This window comes from Ochrobactrum sp. CGA5, from assembly GCF_006345815.1.
In the GTDB taxonomy this organism is placed as follows: domain Bacteria; phylum Pseudomonadota; class Alphaproteobacteria; order Rhizobiales; family Rhizobiaceae; genus Brucella.
The window spans coordinates 73,388-98,852 of record NZ_VCIG01000043.1; the positions used below are offsets into that span (position 1 = coordinate 73,388).

A 25,465-nucleotide genomic window follows, 5' to 3' on the forward strand; every position below is an offset into this window, starting at 1 on the left:
CAGTTATCACAGGCAACACCTTGTTTTACTCGGCGGCTGCACCCTCTTCCGCCAGATCATCCGGCGCATTCGGGTCGCCCGGTGCAGTCTCACAGCCGAGGTCAGGGAAATTGACGATGCGCAGTCCCTTGAAATCATTGCGGACAACCAGAAGCCCTCGCTCTTCAAAATAAGTCAGCAGACGCCGTGCGCGGCTGAACGAATGCGTGCCATAGGCACGTGCAAGCGCCGCATCGGACGGACAAGGGGCGCCAGTCACCGCCGCCTGCGCCACAATCAGGAACACGCCCTGTACGTCATCGGTGAGGCTTTCCGAGAGAGCAAGCGCCTGCTGCCACGTCTCGCCGCTTGCAACATCGCCTTCGATACTGGCCTGCGCCACTGCCAGCCTGCGCCGGAACGCTGGCAGCGCCAATGGCTCGCCTGGCACGCGATGGATGCGGCAGCGCACAAGAAAGTCCTGATAAAGAACCGCGACCGATCGGAACGAGGCTTCTGGATCATCAACAATCTCGCGCATGACCTTTTCAAGAAGCTCATCGCGTTCGGCTTCCACAATGCCCGGAAACAAAGGTTCCTGTGCGAGTTCGGCTTCGGGCTTGGGTTTTGCCACCTGCGCCAGGATTTCCGACGTCGATGGCGGCGGCGGGGGCGGTGGCGCTCTGCGCACGGGGGTGCGGATTTCCTGCGGCGCTGGCGTGAAGATGAGATCGAGCGGATCTTCCGGCGCATCGGGCAGCGGCATCAGCTTGGGCGAAGAAGACCGCGCCGAGGTTTCCACTTTGCCAATCTTGATCGGCAAAGGGCGGCGCGACAATGCAGGGCCAAGCGCCACGAAATGTCCACGCTGCAAATCGCGGAACATTTCAGCTTGGCGGCGCTCCATGCCCAGAAGATCGGCTGCGCGGGCCATGTCGATGTCAAGGAATGTGCGCCCCATGAGGAAGTTGGAGGCTTCAGCGGCAACGTTCTTGGCAAGCTTCGCCAGTCGCTGCGTGGCGATGACACCCGCTAGCCCGCGTTTTCGTCCGCGACACATGAGATTGGTCATTGCCCCCAGCGACAGCTTACGGGCTTCATCCGACACTTCGCCAGCGGCAGCAGGCGCAAAAAGCTGCGCCTCATCCACGACCACGAGCATCGGATACCAATAGTCGCGCTCGGCATCGAAAAGGCCACCGAGAAAAGCCGCGGCTGAGCGCATCTGCTGCTCGACGTCGAGACCTTCCAGATTAAGCACCACCGAAACGCGGTGCTGACGAATGCGTCCAGCGATACGGGTCAGCTCGGCCTCGGTGCGGGCGGCATCGACAACAACATGGCCGTAAACATCGGCCAGCGTGACGAAATCGCCTTCGGGATCGACGATGCATTGCTGCACCCATTGCGCGCTCTGTTCCAGAAGGCGGCGCAGAAGATGCGACTTGCCGGAGCCGGAATTGCCCTGCACAAGCAGACGTGTGGCGAGAAGCTCCTCAAGATCAAGCATGGCCTGCTTGCCACCGCCAAGCGCTGCCGCCGAGGCAGAACCGCTTCCCGTGACAGAACCCATGTCGATACCGACCTGCATCTCGCCTCCTTGATTCAACATTACAGGAACAGACGACTCGCGCAGAAAACCCGCCAGTCGATCAGGCACCCGCTTAACACTTTTGCGGCTGTCATTGCCACCCGTTAAGACAAATGCCCACAGATGCCGGGCAGTAGATTGCAACCTGAAGTTTTGATAGCAATCCTGTCAGGGGGCAAAAGCAGCTAGCGTCCAGCAAGCGGGCGCGTCGGGGAGGATGAGCCGCTCCGACCGTGGCAAAGGCTTTGCCCTCTATTCGGAGGTGAATTGAATGTGGTTAATCCCCATCATATTCACGCTTAGATTAAAGAAAACCCGCACCGGCTGGCAAGCTACAGTGCGGGTACAGCTCTTTATCTGAGTACACGTTAGCTGGAGTTCACGCTTCAGCTACCGATCCGAATATAGGCCATCGGGATCACTTTTCCAACTATCGCCCGTCAGCCTCCGTGTGAGGCAAACCCAAAAAACTTGCACCGCCGCGCGCTATGCTCTATAGCACCGCCATCCGCGTAGACACCCTTGGAGGCAACGCGGAATGGAGCGGTCCGGTCTTTCACCTTGTGACAGACGATACGGGCTGTTTCATGTCGTTTGTTGAAGCATGGTCCCGAAAAGTGGAAACCGGTTTTCGGACAAGATCATGCGCAGATTATACAGCGGGCGACACTCCAGTAACATCGAAAGGAAATGCCATGAGCGAGACTTACGTGCTCAAGGCCGATCTGCGTACCCGGGTTGGTAAGGGGTCCTCCCGCGAACTGCGTCGCAACGGCCAGATTCCTGCAGTCATCTATGGCGACAAGCAGGAACCCCTCGCAATCGCTGTCTCCTACAAGGAGATCTTCTACAAGATTCATGGCGGTGGCTTTAAGACCACTGTTGCCACGATCGAAGTGGACGGCAAGAAGATTCAGGTCCTCCCGAAGGACTACCAGCTGGATCCGGTCCGTGACTTCCCGCAGCATGTCGACTTCCTGCGCGTTTCCGCGAAGTCGGTCGTCCACGTAAATGTTCCGGTTCACTTCAAAAACGAAGAAGCAGCTCCGGGCATCAAGCGCGGTGGCGTTCTCAACATCGTTCGTCACGACGTTGAACTTATCGTTCCGGCCAATGCAATCCCGGAAGCGCTTGAAATTGACCTGACCGGTCTTGAGATCGGCGACTCGGTTCACATTTCGGCCGTTAAGCTGCCAAAGGGCGCAACGCCCGCCATTCAGGATCGCGACTTCACCATCGCCACCATTGCTGCTCCTGCCGGCCTGAAGTCGGAAGAAAACGCAGAAGGCGCTGCAGAAGAAGCCAAGGACGGCGAATAATCGCTTGCCGCATTTTGGGGGCTCTGAACCATGCTGCTCATCGCAGGTCTTGGCAATCCGGGCCCCAAATATGCGCATAACCGGCACAATATCGGTTTCATGGCGGCGGATGAAATATTCCGCCGCCATCGCTTTTCCAACTGGCAGAAGAAGTTTCAGGCCGAAATCGCCGACGGTGTGATTGATGGTGAAAAGGTTCTGCTGGTCAAACCACAGACTTTCATGAACCTCTCGGGACAGTCTATCGGCGAGGCCATGCGCTTCTACAAGCTGGCACCTGCCGATCTCGTCGTGATCTATGACGAATTGGACCTTGTTCCGGGCAAGCTGCGCATCAAGACCGGCGGCGGCTCAGGCGGACATAACGGCATCAAATCCATCGACGCGCATTTGCAGTCCTTCCCCGGCGGCCTGAATTATCGTCGTATGCGTCTTGGCATCGGCCATCCAGGTGCGAAGGAACTCGTGCATAATTACGTCCTCGGCGATTTCGCCAAGGCCGACAATGAATGGCTGGACACGCTTCTGGGCGCTGTCGCCGACAATGCCGCGATGCTCGCCAAGGGCGAGGACAACAGTTTCATGAATCGCGTTGCGCTGGCCATGGGCGACGGCAATCAGCGGCCAAGCGGATTCAAGGCTGACCCTGCACAGATGGAAAAGGCGCCGCCCAAGGCACAAAGCCATATCCGTCAGGCCCGGCAGAACCAGAAAAAACCGAACATTCCTGAAAGCGGTCCTATGGCCGAGATGCTGAAAAAGCTGCTGGGCAAAAAAGACTAAGCACCACACGCCTGCTTGCCGCCTCTTGACGCTTCACACCTCAATGTCGCATAGCGACGGTAATTCCATTCTAGTCTGACAGGTACGATCATGGGTTTCAAATGCGGCATCGTCGGTCTGCCAAATGTTGGCAAGTCGACGCTTTTCAACGCGCTGACCAAAACGGCCGCAGCACAGGCCGCGAACTATCCGTTCTGCACCATCGAGCCGAACACGGGCGAAGTGGCGGTTCCTGATCCGCGCCAGAGCGAGATTGCCAAAATCGCAGGTTCGAAAGAAATCATCCCGACCCGCATCAACTTCGTTGACATTGCTGGTCTCGTCCGCGGCGCATCGAAGGGCGAAGGTCTTGGCAACCAATTCCTCGCCAATATTCGCGAAGTCGACGCCATTGTGCATGTACTGCGCTGCTTCGAGGACGACGATATCACCCATGTCGAAGGCCGCATCGATCCCGTATCAGACGCCCAGACGGTCGAAACCGAGCTGATGCTGTCGGACCTCGAAAGCATCGAGCGCCGCATCGTTCAGATCCGCAAGCGCGCGACGGGCAAAGACAAGGAGGCCCTCACCATTCTGCCGGTGATGGAAAAGGCGCTGGAGCTGCTCCAGAATGGCCAGCCTGTCCGTCTGATGCTGGCGGACATTTCGCCGGAAGACCTTCTGACGCTGAAGGGCCTGAACCTTCTTACGTCCAAGCCGGTTCTCTATGTCTGCAACGTCGCAGAAAGCGATGCCGCCAACGGCAACGAATACAGCGCGGCCGTCGACAAGATGGCCCAGGAACAAGGTGCCCAGACGGTCATCATCTCCGCTGCAATCGAAGCGGAAGTGGCACAGCTCCCCGATGAGGAAGCCAAGGAATATCTGGAAAGCATGGACCTTGAAGAACCGGGTCTCGACCGTCTGATCCGTGCCGGTTACAAGCTTCTCGACCTCATCACCTATTTCACTGCCGGACCGAAGGAAACCCGCGCCTGGACCATCAAGCGCGGCACCAAGGCTCCGGGTGCAGCCGGTGTCATCCACACCGATTTCGAGCGCGGCTTTATCCGCGCCCAGACCATCGCCTATGAAGACTACGTCAAATACAATGGCGAAGTCGGAGCGAAGGAAGCTGGCAAGGCCAGGGACGAAGGCAAGGAATACATCGTCCATGACGGCGATGTGATGCTGTTCCGTTTCAATACCTGATACGATCAGGCCGCCCAAAACCGGCGGCCTTTTCTTTTTGTGTCTTTGGAGGAGATCGAGGGTGAGCAAGCCTTTGCCAAAATATGCTTATGAGGATATGGAACCGGGAATGACCCTTCCCTTCGGTCCTCGTACGATCAGCAAGGAAGAAATCATCGAATTTGCCAGCGAGTTCGATCCGCAGCCATTCCATCTTGACGAGGAAGCAGGCAAGGCAAGCGTGCTGGGCGGGCTGGCCGCCTCAGGCTGGCAAACTGCATCTCTCATCATGCGCATGGTCTGCGATGCCTACCTCACAAACTCGACTTCACAAGGTGGTCCCGGCGTCGAATTCACGCGCTGGAAGCGCCCCGTGCTCGCGGGCGATACGCTGAATGGCGTGACAACGATCAAGGACAAGCGCATTTCAAAATCGCGCCCGGCAATCGGGCTGGTAACGTTCCATCATGAGCTGTTCAATCAGCGCGGCGAAAGCGTTTGCGAAATGCAACATCCGTGCATGATGCTGCGCCGCTATTGCGAGGCGACAGCGGGAGGAGCGTCATGAGTTTCCTGGAAGAAAATCTCGGACAGAACCTGGTCATCGGCAGCTATACGTTTACTGCCGAGGAAATCGTCAATTTCGCTCGAAAGTATGATCCGCAGCCGTTCCATCTGGATGCCGACGCAGCAAAGAAGAGCGTCTTCGGTGGGCTATGCGCTTCCGGCTGGCACACCACGGCAGTGTTCATGAAGCTCAATGTCGCTTCCATCGTGCAGGCGACGAAGGAAGCTTTGAAACGCGGCGAAACACCGCCGACATTTGGACCCTCGCCGGGCTTTGAAAACCTCAAATGGGCGAAGCCCGTTTATGCCGGGGATACGATCACCTACCGGCGCCGGGTCCATGCCATCAGGCCACTCGCTTCCCGTCCCGGTTGGTCCATGCTGACCATGACGACAAGCGCCCATAACCAGAATGGCGAAGAGGTGCTGTCCTTCGACAATGCCGCGATGGTGAAACTGCCAGAACGGTAATCAGTCTCGCTTCCAGCCCGAAAAAATTGCCTCCCTCGCCGCTCTGGATGCGGCGAGACGTTCACGGCCCCGCTCCAAAACCTCCGCGCGAGCTTCGTTGGGCGTCCCTGACTTGAACGGTGGTGAGGGAGCGTATTCGAGCGTCAATTGAACAGTTTCCGCTTCTGTTTGTCCGAATAGCTCTTCGAGGATAGACAAACCAAAATCTATACCGGACGTTACACCACCGGCGGTAATGACATTTCCGTCTCGAACAACGCGCGCCTCGGTTGCTATCGCCCCAAAGTGCTCTAGAAAATCCATGGCATTCCAATGCGTTGTCGTCCTTCGCCCCTTAAGCAGTCCGGCTGCGCCGAGAACCAATGCGCCTGTGCAGACAGAGGTTACATACCGCGCGCGCTGCGCTTGCTGCCTGACGAAATCCAGCACAACGTCATCCGTCAGCAGCGGGTTCACCCCGCCGCCAGGAATACAGATCACGTCAAGTTGCGGACAATCATCAAAAGTCGCCGTCGGTATGAAGGTGAGCCCCGATGAGGACGTGACCGGATTGCGATCCTTCCAGATCAGGTGAACGTCAGCCCCTTCTGCCGACGAAAAAACTTCATAAGGTCCTGTCAGATCGAGTTGCTGAATGGAGGGAAAAACCAGAAGTCCAAACGACAAAGCCACAATCAATATCCCTTATGATATCTGTCTTAGTCGCCTTCAAAGGCCACGAGAGTCCGCACCGGGACCCCGAGCGCTTCGAGCTTCTTGCGCCCGCCGAGATCGGGCAGATCGATGATGAAACAGGCAGCGACAATGTCCGCACCCATCTGAAGCAGAAGTTTCGCCGCCGCTTCCGCCGTTCCGCCTGTAGCGATCAGATCGTCCACCAGAATGATCCGCTCGCCCTTTTCAATCGCATCGCGGTGCATTTCCATTTCATCAATGCCGTATTCAAGGCTGTAGGCGATGCGCACCGTATCGCGCGGCAGTTTGCCCTTCTTGCGGATCGGCACAAAGCCTGCCGAAAGCTGATGTGCAATTGCGCCGCCCAGAATGAAGCCGCGTGCTTCTATACCGGCTACCTTGTCGACCTTGTTGCCTGCATAGGGATAGACCAGCTCATCGACGGCACGACGGAATGCCTGTGCATCGCCCATAAGCGTCGTCACGTCACGGAACTGGACGCCGGGCTTCGGATAATCCGGAATGGTGCGGATCGCATCCTTCAAGCTGGCTTTAAATCCGGATTCCATTTTCCATCCTTTCAGGCGGCCTGAAGGCCGGTCAGATTAATCAAGGCAAAGTTGGGGCAAAGCTCCTTTACACCCTCAAACGAGCAAATTGCAAAAGAAACTGCCCATCTTCGCCAGAAACATTACGGCGACGCGCCGTCACTTTCATGGCTTAAGTGTGGCAGCCGCAAGGATTACCCCTCCTCCGCACCGCAAATAAAAATGGGCGCCTACGGCGCCCATTCGCAAATTCATAATGATCCGTTGTCAGTGTTTGACATCCGACCAGATGGAACGCTTGGCAACGTAAACCAGCCCGGCAAAGAGGATCAGGAATACCAGAACACGGAAACCGGTTCGCTTGCGCTCTTCCAGATGCGGTTCTGCAGCCCACATCAGGAAAGCCGAAACGTCACGTGCATACTGATCCACCGTCTGCGGCGAGCCGTCGTCATAGGTGACTTGATCGTCGCTCAGCGGCTTTGCCATGGCCAGCGACTTGCCAGCGATGAAGTATGGATTGTAGTGCGTGCCTTCGGCAATATGCATACCCGCTGGTGGCTGTTCGTCGTAACCGGTCAGCAGGGAATGGATGTAATCCGGGCCAGCCTCGTTATACTGCGTGAATATATCGAAGATGAATGTCGGAAAGCCCCGTTCGACGCCGCGGGCCTTCGCGATCAGCGAGAAGTCCGGAGGAGCTGCCCCGTTGTTCGCGGCTGCAGCTGCGGCTGCGTTCGGGAATGGCGCCGGAAAGTGATCTGTCGGAAGCGCCTTGCGGGTGAACATTTCGCCATCCGCATTCGGGCCGTCCTGCACTTCATATTCAGCGGCAAATGCCTTGACCTGTTCCGGCGAGTAACCGAGGTCTTCCAGCGTACGGAAGGCCACCAGATTCATCGAGTGACACGCCGAGCAGACTTCCTTGTAGACCTTCAGGCCACGCTGAAGCTGGCCCTTGTCATAGGTTCCGAACGGACCAGCAAAGCTCCACTTTTCCTGCTTGGGATGGTGGATCGGAAAATGTGCGGGTTCCGCGGCATTACCGCCTTCCTCAGCCGAGGCAAGGCCCACCGAACCGGCGAAGGCAATACCAAGCGCAACCAGCGGAGCAATGCCGAAGGCAGCGAAATTCTTGAGGATGTTTTTCATTGTGACGTCCTTCATCTCTCTCGCTGGTTCAGCCCCGAGTTTCAACAGGGATTTCCACTGGGGCAATCTCGGCCTTACCGCTCTTCTCCAGAACCGCCTCGGTGATCGAGTTCGGCAAACGCTTCGGCGTTTCGATCAGGCCGATAACCGGCATGATGATGATGAAGAATGCAAAGTAGTAGAGCGTACCCAGCTGCGCCATGAAGACGTAGGAACCTTCCGCAGGACGCGAACCCAACCAGCCGAGGAAGATGGCGTTGATCACAAACAGCCAGAAGAACAGCTTGAACCACGGACGATAGACAGCCGAACGAACCTTCGATGTATCGAGCCAAGGTACGACGAAGAGGATCGCGATCGAACCGAACATGGTCAGCACGCCGCCGAGCTTCGAATCGATCGGACCGATATTGAAGGTGATGGCGCGCAACATCGCGTAGAACGGCAGGAAGTACCATTCAGGAACAATGTGGGCAGGCGTCTTGAGGGAATCGGCCGGAATATAGTTATCCGGATGGCCGAGGAAGTTCGGCATATAGAAGATGAAGTAGGCAAAGAACACGAAGAAGACGAGCGCGCCGAAAGCGTCCTTGATGGTCGCATAAGGCGTGAACGGCAGCGTATCGGTCTTGGACTTGACTTCAATGCCTGTCGGATTGGTCTGACCCGTCACATGCAGCGCCCAGACGTGCAGGATGACGACACCCGCGATCATGAACGGCAGCAGATAGTGCAGCGAGAAGAAGCGGTTGAGCGTCGGATTGTCAACCGCAAAACCACCCAGCAGCAATTGCTGGATCGGCTCGCCGATGATCGGGAAAGCCGTGAAGAAGCCCGTGATAACCGTGGCACCCCAGAAGGACATCTGCCCCCATGGCAGCACGTAGCCCATGAAAGCGGTTGCCATCATGAGAAGGAAGATCACCACGCCCAGAATCCATAAAAGCTCGCGCGGCGCCTTGTAGGAACCGTAATAAAGGCCGCGGGCGATATGGAGATAGACGGCGATAAAGAAGAAGGATGCACCGTTTGAGTGCATGTAGCGCAGCAACCAACCGGAGTTGACGTCACGCATGATCTTTTCGACGGAATTGAAAGCAATCCCCGTATCAGCAGCATAATGCATTGCCAGCACAATGCCGGTAACGATCTGCGAAATGAGCATGAAGCTCAGAATGCCACCGAAGGTGTACATGTAGTTCAGGTTACGCGGCGTCGGATAGGCCACGAAAGAATCATAGACGAGACGCGGCAAGGGAAGCCGTTCGTCCACCCATTTTTCGATGCCGGTCTTCGGCGTGTATGTGGAGTGTCCACCACTCATGTCTTCTCTCCCCAAGACCTGTTAGCCGATCCTGATGACCGTATCGGAAGTGAATGCATATTGCGGGATGTGCATGTTTTCCGGCGCCGGGCCACTGCGAATACGCCCGGCAGTGTCATAGGTCGAGCCATGGCATGGGCAGAACCAGCCACCGAAAGAACCGGATTCACCAAGCGGCACGCAACCCAGATGGGTACATACACCGATCATCACCAGCCAGTTTTCCTTGCCTTCGCCTGCCGAGCGGGCGAGATCGGTCGCCTGCGCGTCCGAAGCAAGGTTGGCATTGCGCGCGATCGGATCCTTGAGATCACCAAGAGCAGTTGTCTTGGCATCCTCAACTTCCTTGGCGGAGCGGTTACGGATGAAAACCGGCTTACCACGCCATTTAACAGTCAATGATGCTCCTTCCGTCAAGGACGAAACATCAACCTCGATGGACGCAGCCGCGAGTGTCGAAGCGTCCGGACGCATCTGGTCGATAAACGGCCAGGCCAGTCCGCCAACTCCGACGACACCGGCCATTCCCGTCGCAATATACAAAAAATCACGCCGTGTCGGCTCAGCCGTGTCGTGTGCGCTCACGTGCCAATTCCTTTTCAACCTGCATGTTCAATTGAACTCTCCCCTCGTCCTCTTTTGCACTTGCGCAAAAGTAGTCCTGCAAGTGCTCACAGGACGAAATTCCCTCCATTTCACTATCCGGTTTATGCGTGTAAAAATCGCTTGTCCAGACACCAAGCCCTTATGACGGCACGATGTCGCAGGCGGATTTGCCTACTCAATTCAGGGAATGCATGGCAAAGCGATAACAGACCAAAGGCAGCGCAAAGCCTTCAACTTTCGCCGCTTCGCCATTTGAAACCACGGACTGGTGGACCCAAAGCCCTGCACTGATAGCGCCACGGACAGCTATCACATCCCTTTCATGAGGCCGTTTCAGATTTCCTGAATGGCATCCGAACCACCGAATCGGAACCGGGAGCATCAACCAGCGGCACCCGGCTCGTCGAAAGGAACGCTGCCGGACTGGTTCACGGAAGGAAGGGCAAACCCAACGCCCGAAGGGGCCACCAGCAGCATTCTTCCACCCCTACTCTACCAGAGCATCCTCTGAACTGTCATCGAAGCCGAGGAAGCCGCCGGACTGTCGGGCCCACAGACTTGCATAAATGCCGCCGAGCGCCACAAGCTCCTCATGCGTGCCGTCTTCCACGATACGCCCCTTGTCCATAACCACGAGGCGATCCAGTGCTGCAATGGTGGAAAGGCGGTGCGCGATGGCGATCACGGTCTTGCCTTCCATCAACGTGTTGAGGCTGTCCTGAATGGCCGCCTCGACTTCCGAATCGAGCGCCGAGGTGGCCTCGTCCAGAATGAGAATCGGCGCATCCTTGAGCATCACACGTGCAATGGCAATGCGCTGGCGCTGCCCGCCCGAAAGCTTGACCCCGCGTTCGCCGACATGCGCATCCAGCCCCTGCCGCCCCTTCGGGTCGGTCAGAAGCGGAATGAACTGGTCGGCCTGCGCAAGCCGGATTGCCTGCTGCAACATTTCTTCTGTCGCATCCGGTCGCCCATACATGATGTTCTCGCGGACCGAACGGTGCAGCAGCGACGTATCTTGTGTCACCATGCCGATATTGGCGCGAAGCGAATCCTGCGTGACCTCAGAAATGTCCTGCCCATCGATCAGAATGCGGCCCTTCTCCAGATCGTAGAAGCGCAACAGCAGATTGACCAGCGTGGATTTGCCAGCACCGGAACGTCCGACGAGACCAACTTTCTGGCCAGGCCGGATGTGGAGCGTAAGGTCCTCGATGACGCCTTTGCCCTTGCCATAATGGAAGCCGATCCTGTCGAAATCGAGCTTGCCTTTGGTCACCTGCAATGCCGGCGCATTGGGAACGTCCACAACCTCATGCGAGCGCGCAATCGTCGTGATGCCATCTTCCACCGTGCCGATATTCTCGAACAACGCAGACATTTCCCACATGATCCACTGCGACATGCCGTTGAGCCGCAGCACCAGACCGATGCCAACGGCAACAGCTCCCACGGAGATCGCTTGGTTCATCCAAAGCTGGATGCCGATTGCGCCCACAGCAAACAACAGGATGCAGTTCGCCATATAGAGCGTGAAATGGAACATCGTCACCAGACGCATCTGTCGATGCACAGTGCCGAGGAAACCATCAAGGCTTTCCTTCACATATGATTCTTCCCGGCTGGAATGCGAGAATAGCTTTACGGTGGCGATATTGGTGTAACTGTCGACAATACGTCCGGTCATCGACGAACGCGCATCGGCCTGCTGTTCCGAAATCGTGCGCAGGCGCGGAATGAAGACACGCAACAAAACGATGTAAACGAGTAACCAAACGGCAAACGGGATCATCAGAACAAGATCTGCAGACGCTGCAATGAACAGAGTACCCGCGAAATAGACGATGACATAGTTCAGCACATCCAGAAGCTTCATCACCGTTTCACGAACAGCGAGAGCAGTCTGCATCAGTTTGGTGGAGATACGTCCGGCAAATTCGTCCTGGAAGAATGCCATCGACTGGCGGATCAGATAACGGTGCATCAGCCAGCGCACACGCATTGGATAATTGCCGAGCAATGTCTGATGGATCAGCAGCGAATGGATCAGCACCACGCCCGGCAGACCAATCAGGACGACGCCCGCAATCAGGGCGAGCCGCCAGCCTTCATTGCTGAGGAAAGTCTCACGCGACTGGTGTGAAAGCCAATCGACAATGTTGCCCATGAAGGCAAAAAGCGAAACTTCGATCACGGCGATGAGCGTTGTGAAAATCGCCATGCCGATGATCCACGGCCAGGCACCGCGTGTATAATAAAGGCAAAAGGCTACGAGTCCGCGCGGGGGTTCGCGCGGCGGCTCTTCGGGATAGGCTTCGAGTCGTTTTTCAAACCATCTAAACATGGTGCACCTTTTAGGTGGTCCCGGGAGACTTGCCAAGACGGAAGAGGAACAAAACAAGAATATTTCTACAGATGCATTCCGTAGAAATAACAACACCGGAGCTGTTGATGTTCCGGTTATTGCCGCCTTCGGCGCTTGCGGCGATAAGCATTTCGCGTTACCCGCTTCATATGGAACTGCGCGTCGCACTTTACCAGCCGGACATTCCCGGCAACACGGGAACGATCCTGCGTATGGCCGCCTGCCTCGGCTTCGCGGTCGACCTCATCGAGCCTGCCGGATTCGACGTTTCCGACCGCTCCCTCAAGCGCGCCGGAATGGACTATCTGGAGCAGGCCGCCCTCACCCGCCATGCGGATTGGCGCCACTTCGCAGACTGGCGACAGCAAGCCGGACGCCGCATCGTTTTGCTGTCCACCAAGGCCGCGATCCCCTACACGGATTATCAGTTTCAGGAAAATGACATTCTGCTTTTCGGGCGTGAGTCGTCCGGCGTCCCCGACGCTGTTCACGATTCCGCTGATGCACGACTTCTGATCCCGATGATGCCCGGTGCGAGATCGCTAAATCTTGCGGTTTCGGTCGCGATGACGGCGGGCGAAGCTCTGCGACAGCGGAGGGAAAGACGCGATTCCCTCCAGCAGGAATAAACTATCCAAGATTACGCCTTGCGAAGGGGCCGGCTTCGCAAGGCATCCCTCCCCATCCGGTCTGAAAGGCTCGCTTCATCCATGAACCTGTCCGTTCGCACCATCGCTCTCGCTGCCTCTGCCGCTTCCCTGCTGGCGAGCGCTCCGGCCTTTGCCAAACAGGCTTCCCCCATCGCGCCCAAGGTGATGGTCATCACCATGTTTGGCGAAGAAGCCAAGCCATGGCTTGAAGGCGAAAAATTCACGCAGAAGATCAACCTGCCGGGCCTGAGCCCCGAGTATCCAGAGATCGACTGCACGGCCGAAGGCCTTTGCCATATGACGACGGCCATGGGTTTCGCCAATGCCGCGAGCGCGACGGCGGCTTTGGCGTTGAGCGACAAGTTCGATCTCAGCCACACCTATTTCCTGATCGCCGGCATCGCCGGTGTTGATCCCAAGCACGGCACGCTGGGATCGGCGCATTGGGCAAAATATTCCATCGATGCCAATCTGAACCACCGCATCGACATTCGTGAAGCACCGGAAGGCTGGCACACGGACTTTTTCGGCCTCGGCGCGGCAAAGCCCGATGAAAAACCGAAATGGGCTGCTGGCACGGAAGTCTTTGAACTCAACAGCAAGCTTGCTGATTATGCACTGGCAACGACCAAGAACGTAGAGCTTCTCGATAGCGACGCAGCCAAGGAATATCGCAAGCACTACACTGAAGACGCTGCGACTGGCGCTCCAAAGGTCACGATCTGCGATACGGCTTCGGGCGATACCTACTGGCATGGTGCGAAGCTCGGCGAGGCCATGGCCGAATGGGCCAAACTTGTAACCGATGGCAAGGCCGACTACTGCACTTCGCAAATGGAAGACAATGCTACGTTGACCGCACTGAAACGTGGTTCCGAAGCTGGCAAGCTCGATTTCAACCGCATCGCCTTGCTGCGCACCGCCTCGAACTTCGACCGTCAGAGCAAGGACCAGACCGCGGCTGAATCGCTTGCCGCAAATTCCGGCGGTTTCCCGCTCGCGACGACCAACGCCTATCGCGTCGGCAAGGCCTACGCAGACAGCATCATTCAGAACTGGAATGCATGGGAAAAGGCACCGCAGACCGCGGCCCACTAAGCCCGTAATGGAATAACAATTCAAACATGGAAGGCGCCCACTGGGCGCCTTTCTTCAATCTCTAATCTGAATCCTATTTCAAGGCTTTGACCGTCACGATTAAAGCATTGCTCAATCCGCAGTGGCCAGCCGGCGCATGGTGAACTCAATCACATCGTCAGGGCGTTCGCACCAGCTTTCGATTTCAGTCCAGTAGGCAGCTTTCGGAAAAGTCTCGAACCATTCGCGTGCTTTTTCGCGGGCCTCCGGCCTCGGCAGGGTGAATGTCTCGCGAACAAAACCGTCGCGCGGCATACGGCTTTGCTTCAAGCCTTTCTGGGTGCGACTCTTCTGCAGCTGCTTACGCAAGCCTTCGAGCGGCGGACGGGGCGGTGCTGTTGTCATGCGTTTGCCTCCAAACCCTGAGTAGAGAAAGATAGGGGAACAGGCTGACAAAGACGAGTCTTTTCTTGGGGAGAGGGTCTATACTGCGCGGCGATCGCATGCTTCGTGCTTTGCCCCAGCGGCGGACTTTGATAAGCCAAGAAACATTCGTTCATCCATTTACCCTTGGCTTCGAGATACCGCCGAGCGATCCGGCAAACCGCGCTGGAAGGAAACAAACAATGCAACGCGACGAAATTCCAGCAATCATCCCCACAGACATAGAAGAGAAGAAGCAGGCAGCACAGAGCTGGTTCGAGGAACTGCGTGACCGCATCTGCGCAAGCTACGAACAACTTGAAGATGAATTACAGGGCCCGCTTTCGGATCGTGAACCCGGACGTTTTGTGCGCACGCCATGGCAGAAGGATGAAGGGCGCGGCGGTGGCGGCGTCATGTCCATCATGCATGGCCGTGTCTTCGAAAAGGTCGGCGTGCATGTCTCGACAGTCTATGGCGAGTTCTCGCCGGAGTTCCGTAAGCAGATTCCCGGTGCTGAGGAAGATCCGCGCTATTGGGCGAGCGGTATTTCGCTGATTGCCCATCCGCAGAACCCGAACGTGCCAGCCGTTCACATGAACACGCGCATGGTCGTAACCACGCGCCAGTGGTTCGGCGGCGGCGCAGACCTGACGCCTGTGCTTGACCGACGCCGCATACAGGACGATCCAGACACACTTGCCTTCCACAAAGCCTTCCGTTTCATCTGCGACAAACACAAGGATATTGTCGACTATCAGCGCGTGAAGGACTGGTGCGACGAATATTTCTTCCTGCCACATCGCAATGAGCCGCGCGGCACCGGCGGAATCTTCTATGACTGGCTGCATTCGCCCGAAGAAAAAGGCGGATGGGACGCGGATTTTGCCTATACGCGCGATGTGGGGCGTGGCTTTTCGGTCGTCTATCCACATCTGGTGCGCCAGAACTTCAACAAGGACTGGACCGATGCGGACCGCAACGAACAGCTCATCCGCCGCGGCCGTTATGTCGAATTCAACCTGCTTTATGATCGCGGCACGATCTTCGGCCTCAAGACCGGTGGCAATGTGAATTCCATCCTGTCTTCCATGCCGCCCGTGGTGAAGTGGCCGTGACAGTCATGAAAAGGGCCGGGAAACCGGCCCTTTGTATTATGAATCAAATGCCGCATGATAGGCGACATCGCCTTCCGGCATGTCTGGCCCGAAGGCCAGACATTGGAAATATTCCGCGGGCACACCGGGCAGCTTCAACCGCGCTTCGGCCTTGAAGCCGAAGCGCACATAATAGCCGGGATTACCGAGAAGGACGCAGCCTTTGGCGCCTTCCTGCCGCAGAATAGCAAGGCCCTCGCGGATAAGCATTCCGCCGATCCCCTCACCTTGCCGGTCAGGACGAACCGAGAGCGGGCCTAGCCCATACCAACCCTTGTCCTCGCCGCCAATCAGAACCGGTGAGAAGGCGACGTGCCCCAGAACTTCGCCTTTGTCTTCAGCAACCAGTGACAAGGTGAGCGCCTTTGCAGCACGAAGCGCATCGACGATCTCCCCTTCCTTCTGGTTGCTATAAGCCACGGTACGGAATGCCTCGTCCGTCACCTGACGGATTGCATCGGCGTCTTCAGACATCTCCTTGCGAATATGCATGACGCTCTCCTTCACCGGTTGTTGAGCTGAGCGCGAACATTTTCGCGCCCTTTGAACGAGATGCGATAAGGGCTGCCCATTCGGGATTCGATCAGTCTCTTGCGGCGTAATTGCTGGAAAACTGCCATCGTGCAATCAGAAAGCAGATAGCCTTCACGGGTAAAGCATTCGATTCCGCAGATACGTCCGTCTTCGCGCAGATGGCGGATGTAGCCGCCCTGCGCCAGCACGTGCAAGACGCGCTGTTCCATGCGTGAGATATTCATTGTTGTTCATGCCTGGATGGAAACCATGACAAGCACCAGCTCTCGCGGATGGCGAACCATCCACGGCCAATGCCGTTTCCGCTCCTGAACACTGCACTATGAGACGCTCTCGGCGCCTTCCATATTGTGCAGCTAGTTCGGAACGATCAAAGGCCTCCTACAATCTCCAGCATCAACAATTCCTCTTCATGAGATTCTCGCCCCTTAAAAGCAGCGCGGCAAGAACACAAAACGGGAGGGCGATAAGCCCTCCTGCTCATTTACAAACACGACGTACCAGTGTCAAATCGTTCAGGTTTTCGGCTGGTTGCGAAGCTTTTCCGCCTCCGCGTAGAATTTCTTTTCCCACTCATTGTGGTTATCGAGGCCTTCCTTGATGAAAGGCGTGAAGATGGCGAGATTCATGAGGCACCAGTTGATGAACCGTGCCGGGAACTTCAAGGGCTTGACGAAATCGACAAACAGTACGACCCGCGTCTTGTCAGTGTGGTTCCATGCTTCATGCTCATAGGCATCGTCGAAAATCAGCACCTTGCCTTCCTGCCAATGACAGACTTGTTTGTCCACGCGAATGGCTAGCTGGTCGTTGGGCTCCGGCACGATGAGGCCGAGATGCAGGCGCAAAACGCCATTATAAGGCCCACGATGCGGTGGTAGATGCTTGCCCGGCTCGAAGATAGAGAACATCGCTGTCGTGAGGCCAGGAATCTTGTTGACGATACGCCAGGTTTCTGGACAGGCTTTGATGTTCTGCTCCGACTTCACACCGAAACCGAGCAGGAAGAACGTCTTCCAGCGATTATCGGTCGAGATCGTCTTCACATCGGTGGAAATATCCTGAAAGGAAGGCAACTCGCTCTGGCGCAGAAGAATCTTGTCCAGCTCCTTGCGGATCGCCGGCCATTCCTTCTCGATCTCAGCAGCCCAAGGGAAGGTCGCGTTGTCATAGACCGGCGGATTGCCAAGCTTGGCATATTTCAGATTGAGACCTTCGGCCCAGGATACGATCCCCATGAAGAAACGGGTGATCCGGCTCGGCCGATCCATGGCGGCGATGCCTTCGGTACCAAACTTCTGCTTCGGATCGGTAGCTGCCTTGTCTTGTATCGATGTATCTGGGTTGGACATCTTATGTTCTTTCAAAACGCGCGCTAGAAATTTTCATTGCCTGTCTTGGGCGTATTTCCCGCCAAAATCGGTTCCCCTTTCGGGCAACATGCTTCAGCTATAAAGCGATGAAACTACGGCTGAAATTTGCAAACAAGCCATGGGCTATTCATTTTCAGGGTATTTCCGATAAAAGTGAAACACGGTTCTGTGTTCGGAAATGCCGGAGAAAAAGCGGTGAGGGTCCGCACCCCGGAACCGAACCACGCTAACCACGCTAACCACGCTCAAGTTTGTCCAGAAGCGCGCTACGGTCAAGGCTAAAACCGGAGTCAATCCAGAAAGTTTCAAGCGACCGCAAGGTCTCTCCGAGACCAGGGCCTTTTTTCAAACCCAACGCCAGGAGATCACTGCCTGTGACGGGAAAAACAGGGGCATCGTAATGCTCTGCAGATTCCAGAAGACGTGCGAAGCCACCGGCGCGGATCATCGCACCATCACTGCCCGCAGCATCCGCCCGCGCTGCCGCATAGGCCAGACGGATGCGGTCAAGCACAGCCTGCTTGCTGCCGCGATAGAGGGTCTTTCTCAACGCTTGTTCTGACAGCTCCGGCTTGACCGCATCGGCCCGCGCCCAGGCTTCAAGCCGCGCCCTTTCCGCATTGGACATTCTCAAGCGCTTGCCCATCTCTTCCATCCGCACGCTGTCGGGCGGAATGATGCTCTCAAGCCGCAGCAGCGGATCAGGTTGCCAGCCGAGATCGGCCTCTGTCCGCACCAGCCCATGAATGGCGTCGATACCCCATTTCTCGCTTTCAGGCAGAATGAGGTTCAGCACGCCAGCCTGCCGCATCCACAAGAGTGCGCGCGACGGATCGGGAGCGGACAGGAGCTTCTTCAATTCCGACCACACCCGTTCGGCGGAAAGCTGTGAGAGGCCGTCCTTCAACCGAGCGCTGGCCCGCAATCCCTCGCCCTCGGGCCGTCCCGAACCATACCAGGCAAAAAACCGGAAAAAGCGCAGGATGCGCAAGTAATCCTCGCGAATCCGCTGTTCCGCATCGCCAATGAAGCGCAGCGTCCGGGTTTCAATATCGCCAAGACCGCCGACATCATCGATAACAGTACCATCGACCGTCACATAAAGCGCATTGATAGTGAAGTCCCGCCGTTCGGCATCAGCTTTCCAGTCAGTCCCGAATACAACTTTGGCATGGCGGCCATTGGTTTCAACATCCTGGCGCAGTGTCGTGACCTCAAACGGATGTCCCTGCACGACGACGGTGACTGTGCCATGCTCAATACCGGTCGGAACCGGCTTGAAACCGGCTTCCGTAGCAAGCCGCACGGTTTCCTCCGGCAGGTGCGTCGTCGCCAGATCAACATCGCTCACCTTGGTGCCGAGCAGCGTATTGCGCACCGCGCCGCCCACGACGCGCGCCTCGCCGCCATCACGGTTCAGCGCCTTGAACAGGGCTTGCAACGGCTTTGCCTTCAGCCAATCTGCCTTGCCGGAAATATTCATACTCTCGCTCAAACGTAGAGCCTTTCATAAAGTCCGCGAATAATACCGGCGGTTGCCCCCCAGATGAATCGCTCGTGATAGGGCATGGCGTAATAGAAGCGTTCCTTGCCGTTGAACAACCTGCTTTCACGGCGGTGATTGGCCGGATTCATCAGGAAGGAAAGCGGTACCTCGAAAATATCGGCCACCTCGTCCGGGTTTGGATACACGTCAAACGGAGTTTGCACCACTGCCAGAATGGGCGTGATCGAAAAACCGCTGCCAGTGAGATAACGCGGCAGATTGCCGATAATCTCGGCGCGATCCGCCGCAAGCCCGATTTCCTCATTCGCCTCGCGAAGCGCCGCCCGTTCTGCCGTGCCATCCTCCGGGTCGATCGCGCCGCCCGGAAAGGCAATCTGGCCGGAATGCTTGCGCAAAGTATCAGTACGTTGGGTCAAGAGCAGCGTGGCTTCCGAACCACGATCCACAACCGGTACCAGTACAGCCGCATCGCGCATCTTCGCGGTCACCATGGCCTGCGTGAAATCGGGATTGAGCAAATGATCGCCTGTTACCGCATCGTGGTCCGGGTGCCATTGCCGAACCCGCTCGGCAAAATCACCGGCTGAAAAGGCTGGGAATTCATTCATTGAAGAGCAGCCTCCAGTGCGTCATACGCCATCATCGGAAAGACCACGCCACCCGAGCGAACGGCAAATGTCGGCACGCCGTCGATTTCGATTTCCTCGCCCAGCGCCACCAGATCATACATGACGGCACGTGCGATAAGCGCCTCCAGCCTTCCACGAACCAGCACATAGGGCTTGAGACCACCAGTTGACTGCTCAATCACGAAGCGCAAGGGATGCTGCGCATCGACGGTCACCACGTCACCCACATTGGTGCGGAAAGTCAGCACCTGCGCCTCGCCTGCGCCCGAGACTTCCATTTCAACCGCTATGAAAGGGGCATCTTCCACACGGATCCCAACCTTTTCAACCGGCGTGACGAGATAGGTCTTACCGTCATCATCCTTGCGCAGCACGGTCGAGAAGAGCCGCACAAGCTGTTTGCGGCCAATCGGCGTACCCATGTAGAACCATGTGCCATCCGCCTTGATCTCCATATCAAGGTCGCCGCAAAAGTCGGGATTCCAGCGCTCTACCGGTGGAATTCCGCGCTCTTTCGTCGCCGGTCCGCTTTGTGCATCGGCATGGGCGCGTGCGATCAGTGCCTCCAGTCCACCGGTCATTCCAACATCACGCCCCATATTCAACAGGGATTCGTGCAGCGCGTCTTTGCCTTCAGGGGTGCTTTTTATCATCCGACTCGGTTATTCCTGCGCAAATAGATCCAAAGCCATGAAATAGTCACCCTTTCACGGCTTGTCAGTATTATATGCGATTTATGAGGCAGTTCCGCCAGAGCGGTCACACATTGCGAGGTTCCCATGAGTGTCGTCATCACGCCTGAAACCGCCAACTCCGAACAGATCGTCGCGGAGGCCGAACGGGCGCTCGCAGACATTGCCCGCATCAAGGAAGGCGTTGGGACTGTGATCTTCGGCCAGGAAAATGTGATCGAGCGCGCACTCGTCGCCGTTCTGGCTGGCGGACACGCATTGCTTGTCGGCGTACCGGGCCTCGCCAAGACCAAGCTGGTCGAAACGTTGGGCACCGTGCTCGGGCTCTCCGGCCAGCGTATCCAGTTCACGCCCGACCTGATGCCCTCCGACATCATCGGTTCGGAAGTGATGGAACAGGACGCTGACGGACGCCGTTCGTTCCGTTACCTCAAGGGCCCGATCTTCGCGCAGCTTCTGATGGCAGACGAGATCAACCGCGCTTCGCCGCGCACCCAGTCCGCATTGCTTCAGGCGATGCAGGAATATCATGTGACCGTTGCCGGCCAGCGCTACGATCTTCCTGCACCTTTTCATGTGCTGGCAACCCAGAACCCGCTGGAGCAGGAAGGCACCTATCCGCTACCGGAAGCCCAGCTCGACCGCTTCCTCATGCAGATCGACATTCTCTATCCAGAACTGGATGCAGAGCGCCGCATTCTTCTGGAGACAACTGGCGTTTCCGAAGCCAAGGCCTATGAGATCATCAACGCCGAACGGCTGATCGAAATGCAGTCATTGGTGCGACGGATGCCGGTGTCCGAAAGCGTCGTGGAAGCAATCCTCAAGCTGGTACGTTCTGCCCGCCCGGACGCCGATAACGACCATGCGAAGAAACATATTGCCTGGGGCCCAGGCCCGCGCGCCAGCCAGGCATTGATGCTGTGCGCCCGCGCCCGCGCACTCTATGAGGGCCGCCTCGCGCCTTCGGTGGATGACGTGAAGGCGCTGGCCGAGCCAGTCCTTCAGCACCGCATGGCGCTCAATTTTGCTGCGCGCGCCGATGGCATGCATATTCGTGACGTCATCGCAAATCTGGTAAAGGCTGCTGTCTGATGGTCATTGGCGCAGAAGTTTCCACCGCAGATCGCAAGGAGACACTTGCTCGCGCCCGTGCGCGGGCAGCGGCCATTCCCGATCTGCTGGTTGAAGCACAGCGCGTAGTCAACACCGTCATGAACGGCTGGCACGGACGGCGCAAACGCGGTCCCGGCGAAAATTTCTGGCAGTTCCGGCCCTATGTAGACGGGGAATCCTTTGCCCGCATCGACTGGCGGCGCTCCGCGCGCGACGATCATACCTATGTCCGCGACCGCGAATGGGAATCCGCCCATACGGTCTGGCTATGGTGCGATCTCTCGCCTTCAATGCTCTATCGCTCGCAACTCGCGCCCGTTTCAAAGGAAGCGCGTTCGCTTGTACTGACGCTCGCCCTTGCCGAGCTTCTCTCGCGCTCCGGCGAACGCATTGCCTTTCCGGCGCTGATCCAGCCTTTTTCTGCTCGCAACGGCGCGGAACGTTTGGCGGGCGCGCTGATGCACGAAACACCGGTTGCAGCATTGCCAGACATTGGCCAGATTCGCCGGTTTTCCGAAGTCGTCCTCGTATCGGATTTCCTGCATCCGTTCAATGAACTGACCGATTTTCTTAACCGTCTGGCGCAGCGCGGTGTCCGCGCGCATCTTGTGGAAGTTGCCGATCCGGCGGAAGAAACATTCCCCTATTTCGGCCGCACCGAGTTCCGCGATCCGGAAACCGGCACCACGCTTGTCGCCGGGCGCGCAGAAACCTATGCGGACGACTATCGCCGCCTCTATACGGCCCGTCGTGAAACCCTTTCGGATTTCTGCAAGCGGCTTGGCTGGAGCTATACGGTCCACCGAACAGACAGGCCGACAGCAGAAGCGCTGGCACGCCTGCATGATGCCCTCAGCACAACGGGGAGTGCGGGCGCATGAATTTTCTGCCTTTCGCCTTCGGTTCGCCACTTATACTCGCAGGACTGATCGCCCTGCCGGTCATCTGGTGGCTTTTGCGCTTGACGCCACCGCGTCCGCAGGAGGAAACCTTTCCGCCGCTTCGCATTCTGGCACAGGTTTTCAAGCGCGAGGAAGTCCCTTCAAAAAGCCCATGGTGGATGACGCTGCTGCGCCTGCTCATCGCCGCACTCGTCATTCTCGCGCTTGCCTCGCCCGTCTGGAATCCGCGTCCGGTCGCACTGTCCGGCGATGAACCGCTCGCTATCGTCATCGATAATGGCTGGGCCTCCGCCGAGGACTGGCAACAGCGGGTCAATGCCGCCGAGAAACTCATCTCCGATGCCGAGGGCAGCGACGCGCCAATCTACATCATGGGTTCGGCAGAACCGGCCAATGCCGAAATCGGCCCCTATGACGGCAAACGCGCTGCCGAGCGCCTGCAGGCACTGGAACCACGCCCCGTACCTGTTGACCGCAAGTCGGCAATGGAACGGCTGGCATCAGCCCTGCCTGCGGATGCAAAGGTCCGGCTGGCCTTCATGAGCGATGGGCTGGCATCGCGAGAAGATGCGGAAACCTTTGCAGAACTCGACAAGTCGGGACATCTCGCTTCGGTTCTCTGGTATGGCGCGGACCTGAGCCGTACTTTCGCGCTGACGGGCATAGACAACAAAGCTGACAGTCTGGAAGCGTTTGCCATCCGCCCGGAAGGCGTGTCGGCTCCGCGCACGCTGACCGCCGCTGCCTATGACGACAAGGGGCGCCGCATCGCGGAAGCGCCGCTTTCCTTCGCGCTTGGAAGTGCTGAAGGTACGGCACGGTTCAACCTGCCGGTGGAGCTTCGCAATGATTTCCGCGTGATCCGCGTGGATGGCATCGAACAGGCAGGTGCAACACGGCTGATCGATGCGGGCTCGGAACGGCGCACGGTCGGACTTATCGCCAGCGGCGACGGTGATCTGGCGCAGCCGTTGCTCTCGCCGCTGCACTATATTTCTCGTGCCCTGTCGCCTTATGTCAATCTGATCGAACCGCGCTCCGCCGACCTTCTCGAATCCGTGCCGGATGTGCTGGATGCAAAGCCGTCGATCCTCATCATGGCCGATATTGGCACGCTGCCACAGCCTGTCACCGAACAGCTTGCCAAATGGATCGAGAACGGCGGTACGCTGGTGCGGTTCGCAGGCCCACGCCTCGCCGGCGCGAGCGACAATGATCCGCTTCTGCCCGTGAAATTGCGCAAGGGCGAACGCGCGCTTGGGGGCACGCTGTCCTGGTCAGAACCGCAAAAGCTGCGTATTTTCCCGGAGAATGGACCTTTCGCCGGTCTGGCCATCCCCGACGATGTGACCATCACCCGGCAGGTTCTTGCCGAGCCTTCGTTCGACCTCAACGACAAGGCTTACGCTGTTCTACAGGACGGGACACCACTTGTGACCGGCGAACGGCGTGGACGTGGCAACATCGTATTGTTCCATATCTCTCCCGACGCGAGCTGGTCGAGCTTGCCCATTTCGGGTTCATTCGTGGAAATGTTGCGCCGCATCGTTTCGCTGTCACAGAGAAGCGGCGCGCAGGAAAAGCAGGCTTCAGTCTCGTTTCCTCCGTACCAGCTCCTTTCGGCTTCGGGCACCCTGACCCCGCCTACATCCGAAGCAAAGCCGCTGATCGTCGAAAAGAACGAGCAGCCCAGCGTCAGCATCAACACGCCACCGGGTTTCTATGGCAATGAGGACGGCTTGAAAGCGCTCAACATCTTCGAAGGTGCAAACATCAGGCTGCAACCGATTGCCCAGCCAACGCTGTCCGTCGGAATAACGCCTGCCTCCTATACATCGGACCAGTCGGTTCCACTGGCAGGGCCATTCTTCGCTGCTGCGACGATGCTTCTCGCGCTTGACACGCTTTTGATGCTGTGGCTGCGCGGCGCCTTCCGCCGCCGCATGAAAGTGCGCGCCAAGACAGTGGGGATAGCTGTTCTGCTGGCCGCTTCCCTCACCTTCAATCTTCTTCCTTCCGGGTTGGACGAGGCGCAAGCACAATCCCAACCTAAAGTTCCAGAACAGGTGCATGACGACAGCAAGCCGGGAGACGAGGCGATCATCAATTCCGTCTCGCAGACGCATCTTGCCTATGTCATCACCGGAAACGCCCAGACCGACGACATTAGCAAGGCAGGAATGCGGGGCTTAAGCTTCGCGCTGATGGACAAGACAGCGCTCGAACCGGGCGATCCTATCGGTGTTGATCCTGCAAAGGACGAACTGGCCTTTTATCCGCTGATTTACTGGCCTATCGACCCCGATGCACCGATGCCGAGCCCGGAAGCAATTGCCAAGGTCGATGCCTATATGCAGCAGGGCGGCACTGTGCTTTTCGACACGCGCGACCAATTGCAGGCCGGAGCAAGCCTCGATCCATCCGCCTCCCCTGCCAACCAGCGTCTGCGTGCCATTTTGGACGGCATGAACGTTCCGCCGCTGGAACCCGTGCCTGACGATCATGTGCTGACCAAATCCTTCTTCATAATGCCGGATTTTCCGGGGCGCTATGATGGAAGCCCACTTTGGGTCGAGGCCTCGACCCCGAATGCTTCGCCCCACGAGCGTCCCGTGCGCACCGGCGACGGCGTGACGCCGATCATGATCACGGCCAATGATTTCGCAGGCGCATGGGCCGTGGATGAACAAGGCAATCCGCTGCTTCCGACCGTGCCGAACGATCCGATGCAGCGCATCTACGCCATCCGTGGCGGTGTAAACATCGTGATGTATATGCTGACCGGCAACTACAAATCCGATCAGGTCCACGCCAAGGACCTCATTGAGCGGTTGGGGAACTAGCGTGATGTT

At 57.4% G+C, this 25,465-nt stretch carries 25 protein-coding genes; 11 read left to right on the forward strand and 14 right to left on the reverse strand.

The features are described from left to right. Positions 1–25: 25 nt before the first annotated feature. A complete protein-coding gene (locus FJQ48_RS20915; protein ID WP_139976848.1) occupies positions 26–1,570 on the reverse strand; it encodes an ATP-binding protein in 1,545 nt (514 codons plus the stop codon). A gap of 695 nt (positions 1,571–2,265) precedes the next feature. On the opposite strand from FJQ48_RS20915, the gene FJQ48_RS20920 reads away from it, so the two are divergent. From FJQ48_RS20920 to FJQ48_RS20940, 5 genes are all read left to right on the forward strand, one after another. Then, positions 2,266–2,889 (forward strand): 50S ribosomal protein L25/general stress protein Ctc, encoded by a 624-nt coding sequence (locus tag FJQ48_RS20920; protein ID WP_139976849.1) that lies wholly within the window; start codon positions 2,266–2,268, stop codon positions 2,887–2,889. Positions 2,890–2,919: 30 nt separating this feature from the next. Next, on the forward strand, positions 2,920–3,672 hold the full coding sequence (pth, locus tag FJQ48_RS20925) for an aminoacyl-tRNA hydrolase (RefSeq protein WP_139976850.1): 753 nt from the start codon (positions 2,920–2,922) through the stop codon (positions 3,670–3,672). 90 nt (positions 3,673–3,762) lie between these two features. Beyond that, positions 3,763–4,866, forward strand: coding sequence for a redox-regulated ATPase YchF (ychF, locus tag FJQ48_RS20930; protein WP_139976851.1), 1,104 nt, complete (start codon positions 3,763–3,765; stop codon positions 4,864–4,866). A 61-nt stretch (positions 4,867–4,927) separates the two neighbouring features. Then, positions 4,928–5,413, forward strand: a complete 486-nt coding sequence (locus FJQ48_RS20935; RefSeq protein WP_139976852.1) for a MaoC family dehydratase — start codon at positions 4,928–4,930, stop codon at positions 5,411–5,413. After that, complete coding sequence (locus FJQ48_RS20940; RefSeq protein ID WP_139976853.1) at positions 5,410–5,883, forward strand: MaoC family dehydratase; 474 nt, start codon at positions 5,410–5,412, stop codon at positions 5,881–5,883. The genes FJQ48_RS20935 and FJQ48_RS20940 overlap by 4 nt, the downstream gene beginning before the upstream one ends. Here the strand turns inward: FJQ48_RS20940 and FJQ48_RS20945 are convergent, their stop codons facing one another. The 6 genes from FJQ48_RS20945 to FJQ48_RS20970 form a co-directional block, all read right to left on the reverse strand. Then, a complete protein-coding gene (locus tag FJQ48_RS20945; RefSeq protein WP_139976854.1) occupies positions 5,884–6,555 on the reverse strand; it encodes a DJ-1/PfpI family protein in 672 nt (223 codons plus the stop codon). Between the two features lie 26 nt (positions 6,556–6,581). Further along, a complete protein-coding gene (locus FJQ48_RS20950; protein ID WP_139976855.1) occupies positions 6,582–7,127 on the reverse strand; it encodes an adenine phosphoribosyltransferase in 546 nt (181 codons plus the stop codon). Between the two features lie 246 nt (positions 7,128–7,373). Then, positions 7,374–8,258 carry a cytochrome c1 gene (locus tag FJQ48_RS20955; RefSeq protein WP_180350273.1) on the reverse strand — a complete coding sequence of 295 codons (885 nt, stop codon included), beginning with the start codon at positions 8,256–8,258 and terminating at the stop codon, positions 7,374–7,376. A gap of 28 nt (positions 8,259–8,286) precedes the next feature. After that, positions 8,287–9,582 carry a cytochrome b N-terminal domain-containing protein gene (locus FJQ48_RS20960; protein WP_139976856.1) on the reverse strand — a complete coding sequence of 432 codons (1,296 nt, stop codon included), beginning with the start codon at positions 9,580–9,582 and terminating at the stop codon, positions 8,287–8,289. Positions 9,583–9,603: 21 nt separating this feature from the next. Further along, positions 9,604–10,167, reverse strand: a complete 564-nt coding sequence (petA, locus tag FJQ48_RS20965; protein WP_061345909.1) for a ubiquinol-cytochrome c reductase iron-sulfur subunit — start codon at positions 10,165–10,167, stop codon at positions 9,604–9,606. Positions 10,168–10,675: 508 nt separating this feature from the next. Then, positions 10,676–12,532, reverse strand: a complete 1,857-nt coding sequence (locus FJQ48_RS20970; RefSeq protein ID WP_139976857.1) for an ABC transporter ATP-binding protein — start codon at positions 12,530–12,532, stop codon at positions 10,676–10,678. A gap of 170 nt (positions 12,533–12,702) precedes the next feature. Here FJQ48_RS20970 and FJQ48_RS20975 point away from each other — a divergent pair, with 170 nt between their 5' ends. Next, positions 12,703–13,182, forward strand: a complete 480-nt coding sequence (locus FJQ48_RS20975; protein ID WP_139977077.1) for a tRNA (cytidine(34)-2'-O)-methyltransferase — start codon at positions 12,703–12,705, stop codon at positions 13,180–13,182. Positions 13,183–13,263: 81 nt separating this feature from the next. Then, positions 13,264–14,301: a purine nucleoside permease gene (locus FJQ48_RS20980; protein ID WP_139976858.1), complete on the forward strand. Its 1,038-nt coding sequence runs from the start codon at positions 13,264–13,266 to the stop codon at positions 14,299–14,301. A gap of 111 nt (positions 14,302–14,412) precedes the next feature. Here the strand turns inward: FJQ48_RS20980 and FJQ48_RS20985 are convergent, their stop codons facing one another. Continuing rightward, entirely contained in the window at positions 14,413–14,685 is a 273-nt protein-coding gene (locus tag FJQ48_RS20985; protein WP_139976859.1) for a hypothetical protein, read from the reverse strand. 221 nt (positions 14,686–14,906) lie between these two features. Here FJQ48_RS20985 and hemF point away from each other — a divergent pair, with 221 nt between their 5' ends. After that, positions 14,907–15,821 (forward strand): oxygen-dependent coproporphyrinogen oxidase, encoded by a 915-nt coding sequence (gene hemF / locus FJQ48_RS20990; RefSeq protein ID WP_139976860.1) that lies wholly within the window; start codon positions 14,907–14,909, stop codon positions 15,819–15,821. Between the two features lie 36 nt (positions 15,822–15,857). On the opposite strand, the gene FJQ48_RS20995 is transcribed toward hemF, so the two are convergent. The 6 genes from FJQ48_RS20995 to FJQ48_RS21020 form a co-directional block, all read right to left on the reverse strand. Beyond that, positions 15,858–16,352, reverse strand: coding sequence for an N-acetyltransferase (locus FJQ48_RS20995; protein ID WP_139976861.1), 495 nt, complete (start codon positions 16,350–16,352; stop codon positions 15,858–15,860). An 11-nt stretch (positions 16,353–16,363) separates the two neighbouring features. Next, entirely contained in the window at positions 16,364–16,618 is a 255-nt protein-coding gene (locus FJQ48_RS21000; RefSeq protein WP_139976862.1) for a YjhX family toxin, read from the reverse strand. A gap of 291 nt (positions 16,619–16,909) precedes the next feature. Further along, positions 16,910–17,746: an aspartyl/asparaginyl beta-hydroxylase domain-containing protein gene (locus FJQ48_RS21005; RefSeq protein ID WP_139976863.1), complete on the reverse strand. Its 837-nt coding sequence runs from the start codon at positions 17,744–17,746 to the stop codon at positions 16,910–16,912. A 256-nt stretch (positions 17,747–18,002) separates the two neighbouring features. Next, positions 18,003–19,262 carry a CCA tRNA nucleotidyltransferase gene (locus FJQ48_RS21010; protein ID WP_180350274.1) on the reverse strand — a complete coding sequence of 420 codons (1,260 nt, stop codon included), beginning with the start codon at positions 19,260–19,262 and terminating at the stop codon, positions 18,003–18,005. Then, positions 19,259–19,882 (reverse strand): CoA pyrophosphatase, encoded by a 624-nt coding sequence (locus tag FJQ48_RS21015; RefSeq protein WP_139976865.1) that lies wholly within the window; start codon positions 19,880–19,882, stop codon positions 19,259–19,261. Before FJQ48_RS21015 ends, FJQ48_RS21010 begins: the two co-directional genes overlap by 4 nt. Further along, on the reverse strand, positions 19,879–20,556 hold the full coding sequence (locus FJQ48_RS21020; protein WP_139976866.1) for a DUF1285 domain-containing protein: 678 nt from the start codon (positions 20,554–20,556) through the stop codon (positions 19,879–19,881). Before FJQ48_RS21020 ends, FJQ48_RS21015 begins: the two co-directional genes overlap by 4 nt. A 126-nt stretch (positions 20,557–20,682) precedes the next feature. On the opposite strand from FJQ48_RS21020, the gene FJQ48_RS21025 reads away from it, so the two are divergent. Genes FJQ48_RS21025 through FJQ48_RS21035 form a run of 3 tightly spaced genes read left to right on the forward strand, consistent with a single transcriptional unit; the run spans position 20,683 to position 25,456 of the window. After that, positions 20,683–21,690, forward strand: coding sequence for a MoxR family ATPase (locus FJQ48_RS21025; protein WP_139976867.1), 1,008 nt, complete (start codon positions 20,683–20,685; stop codon positions 21,688–21,690). Beyond that, a complete protein-coding gene (locus tag FJQ48_RS21030) occupies positions 21,690–22,592 on the forward strand; it encodes a DUF58 domain-containing protein (protein WP_139976868.1) in 903 nt (300 codons plus the stop codon). The genes FJQ48_RS21025 and FJQ48_RS21030 overlap by 1 nt, the downstream gene beginning before the upstream one ends. Then, complete coding sequence (locus tag FJQ48_RS21035; protein ID WP_139976869.1) at positions 22,589–25,456, forward strand: DUF4159 domain-containing protein; 2,868 nt, start codon at positions 22,589–22,591, stop codon at positions 25,454–25,456. Before FJQ48_RS21030 ends, FJQ48_RS21035 begins: the two co-directional genes overlap by 4 nt. The last annotated feature ends 9 nt before the right edge of the window (positions 25,457–25,465 follow it).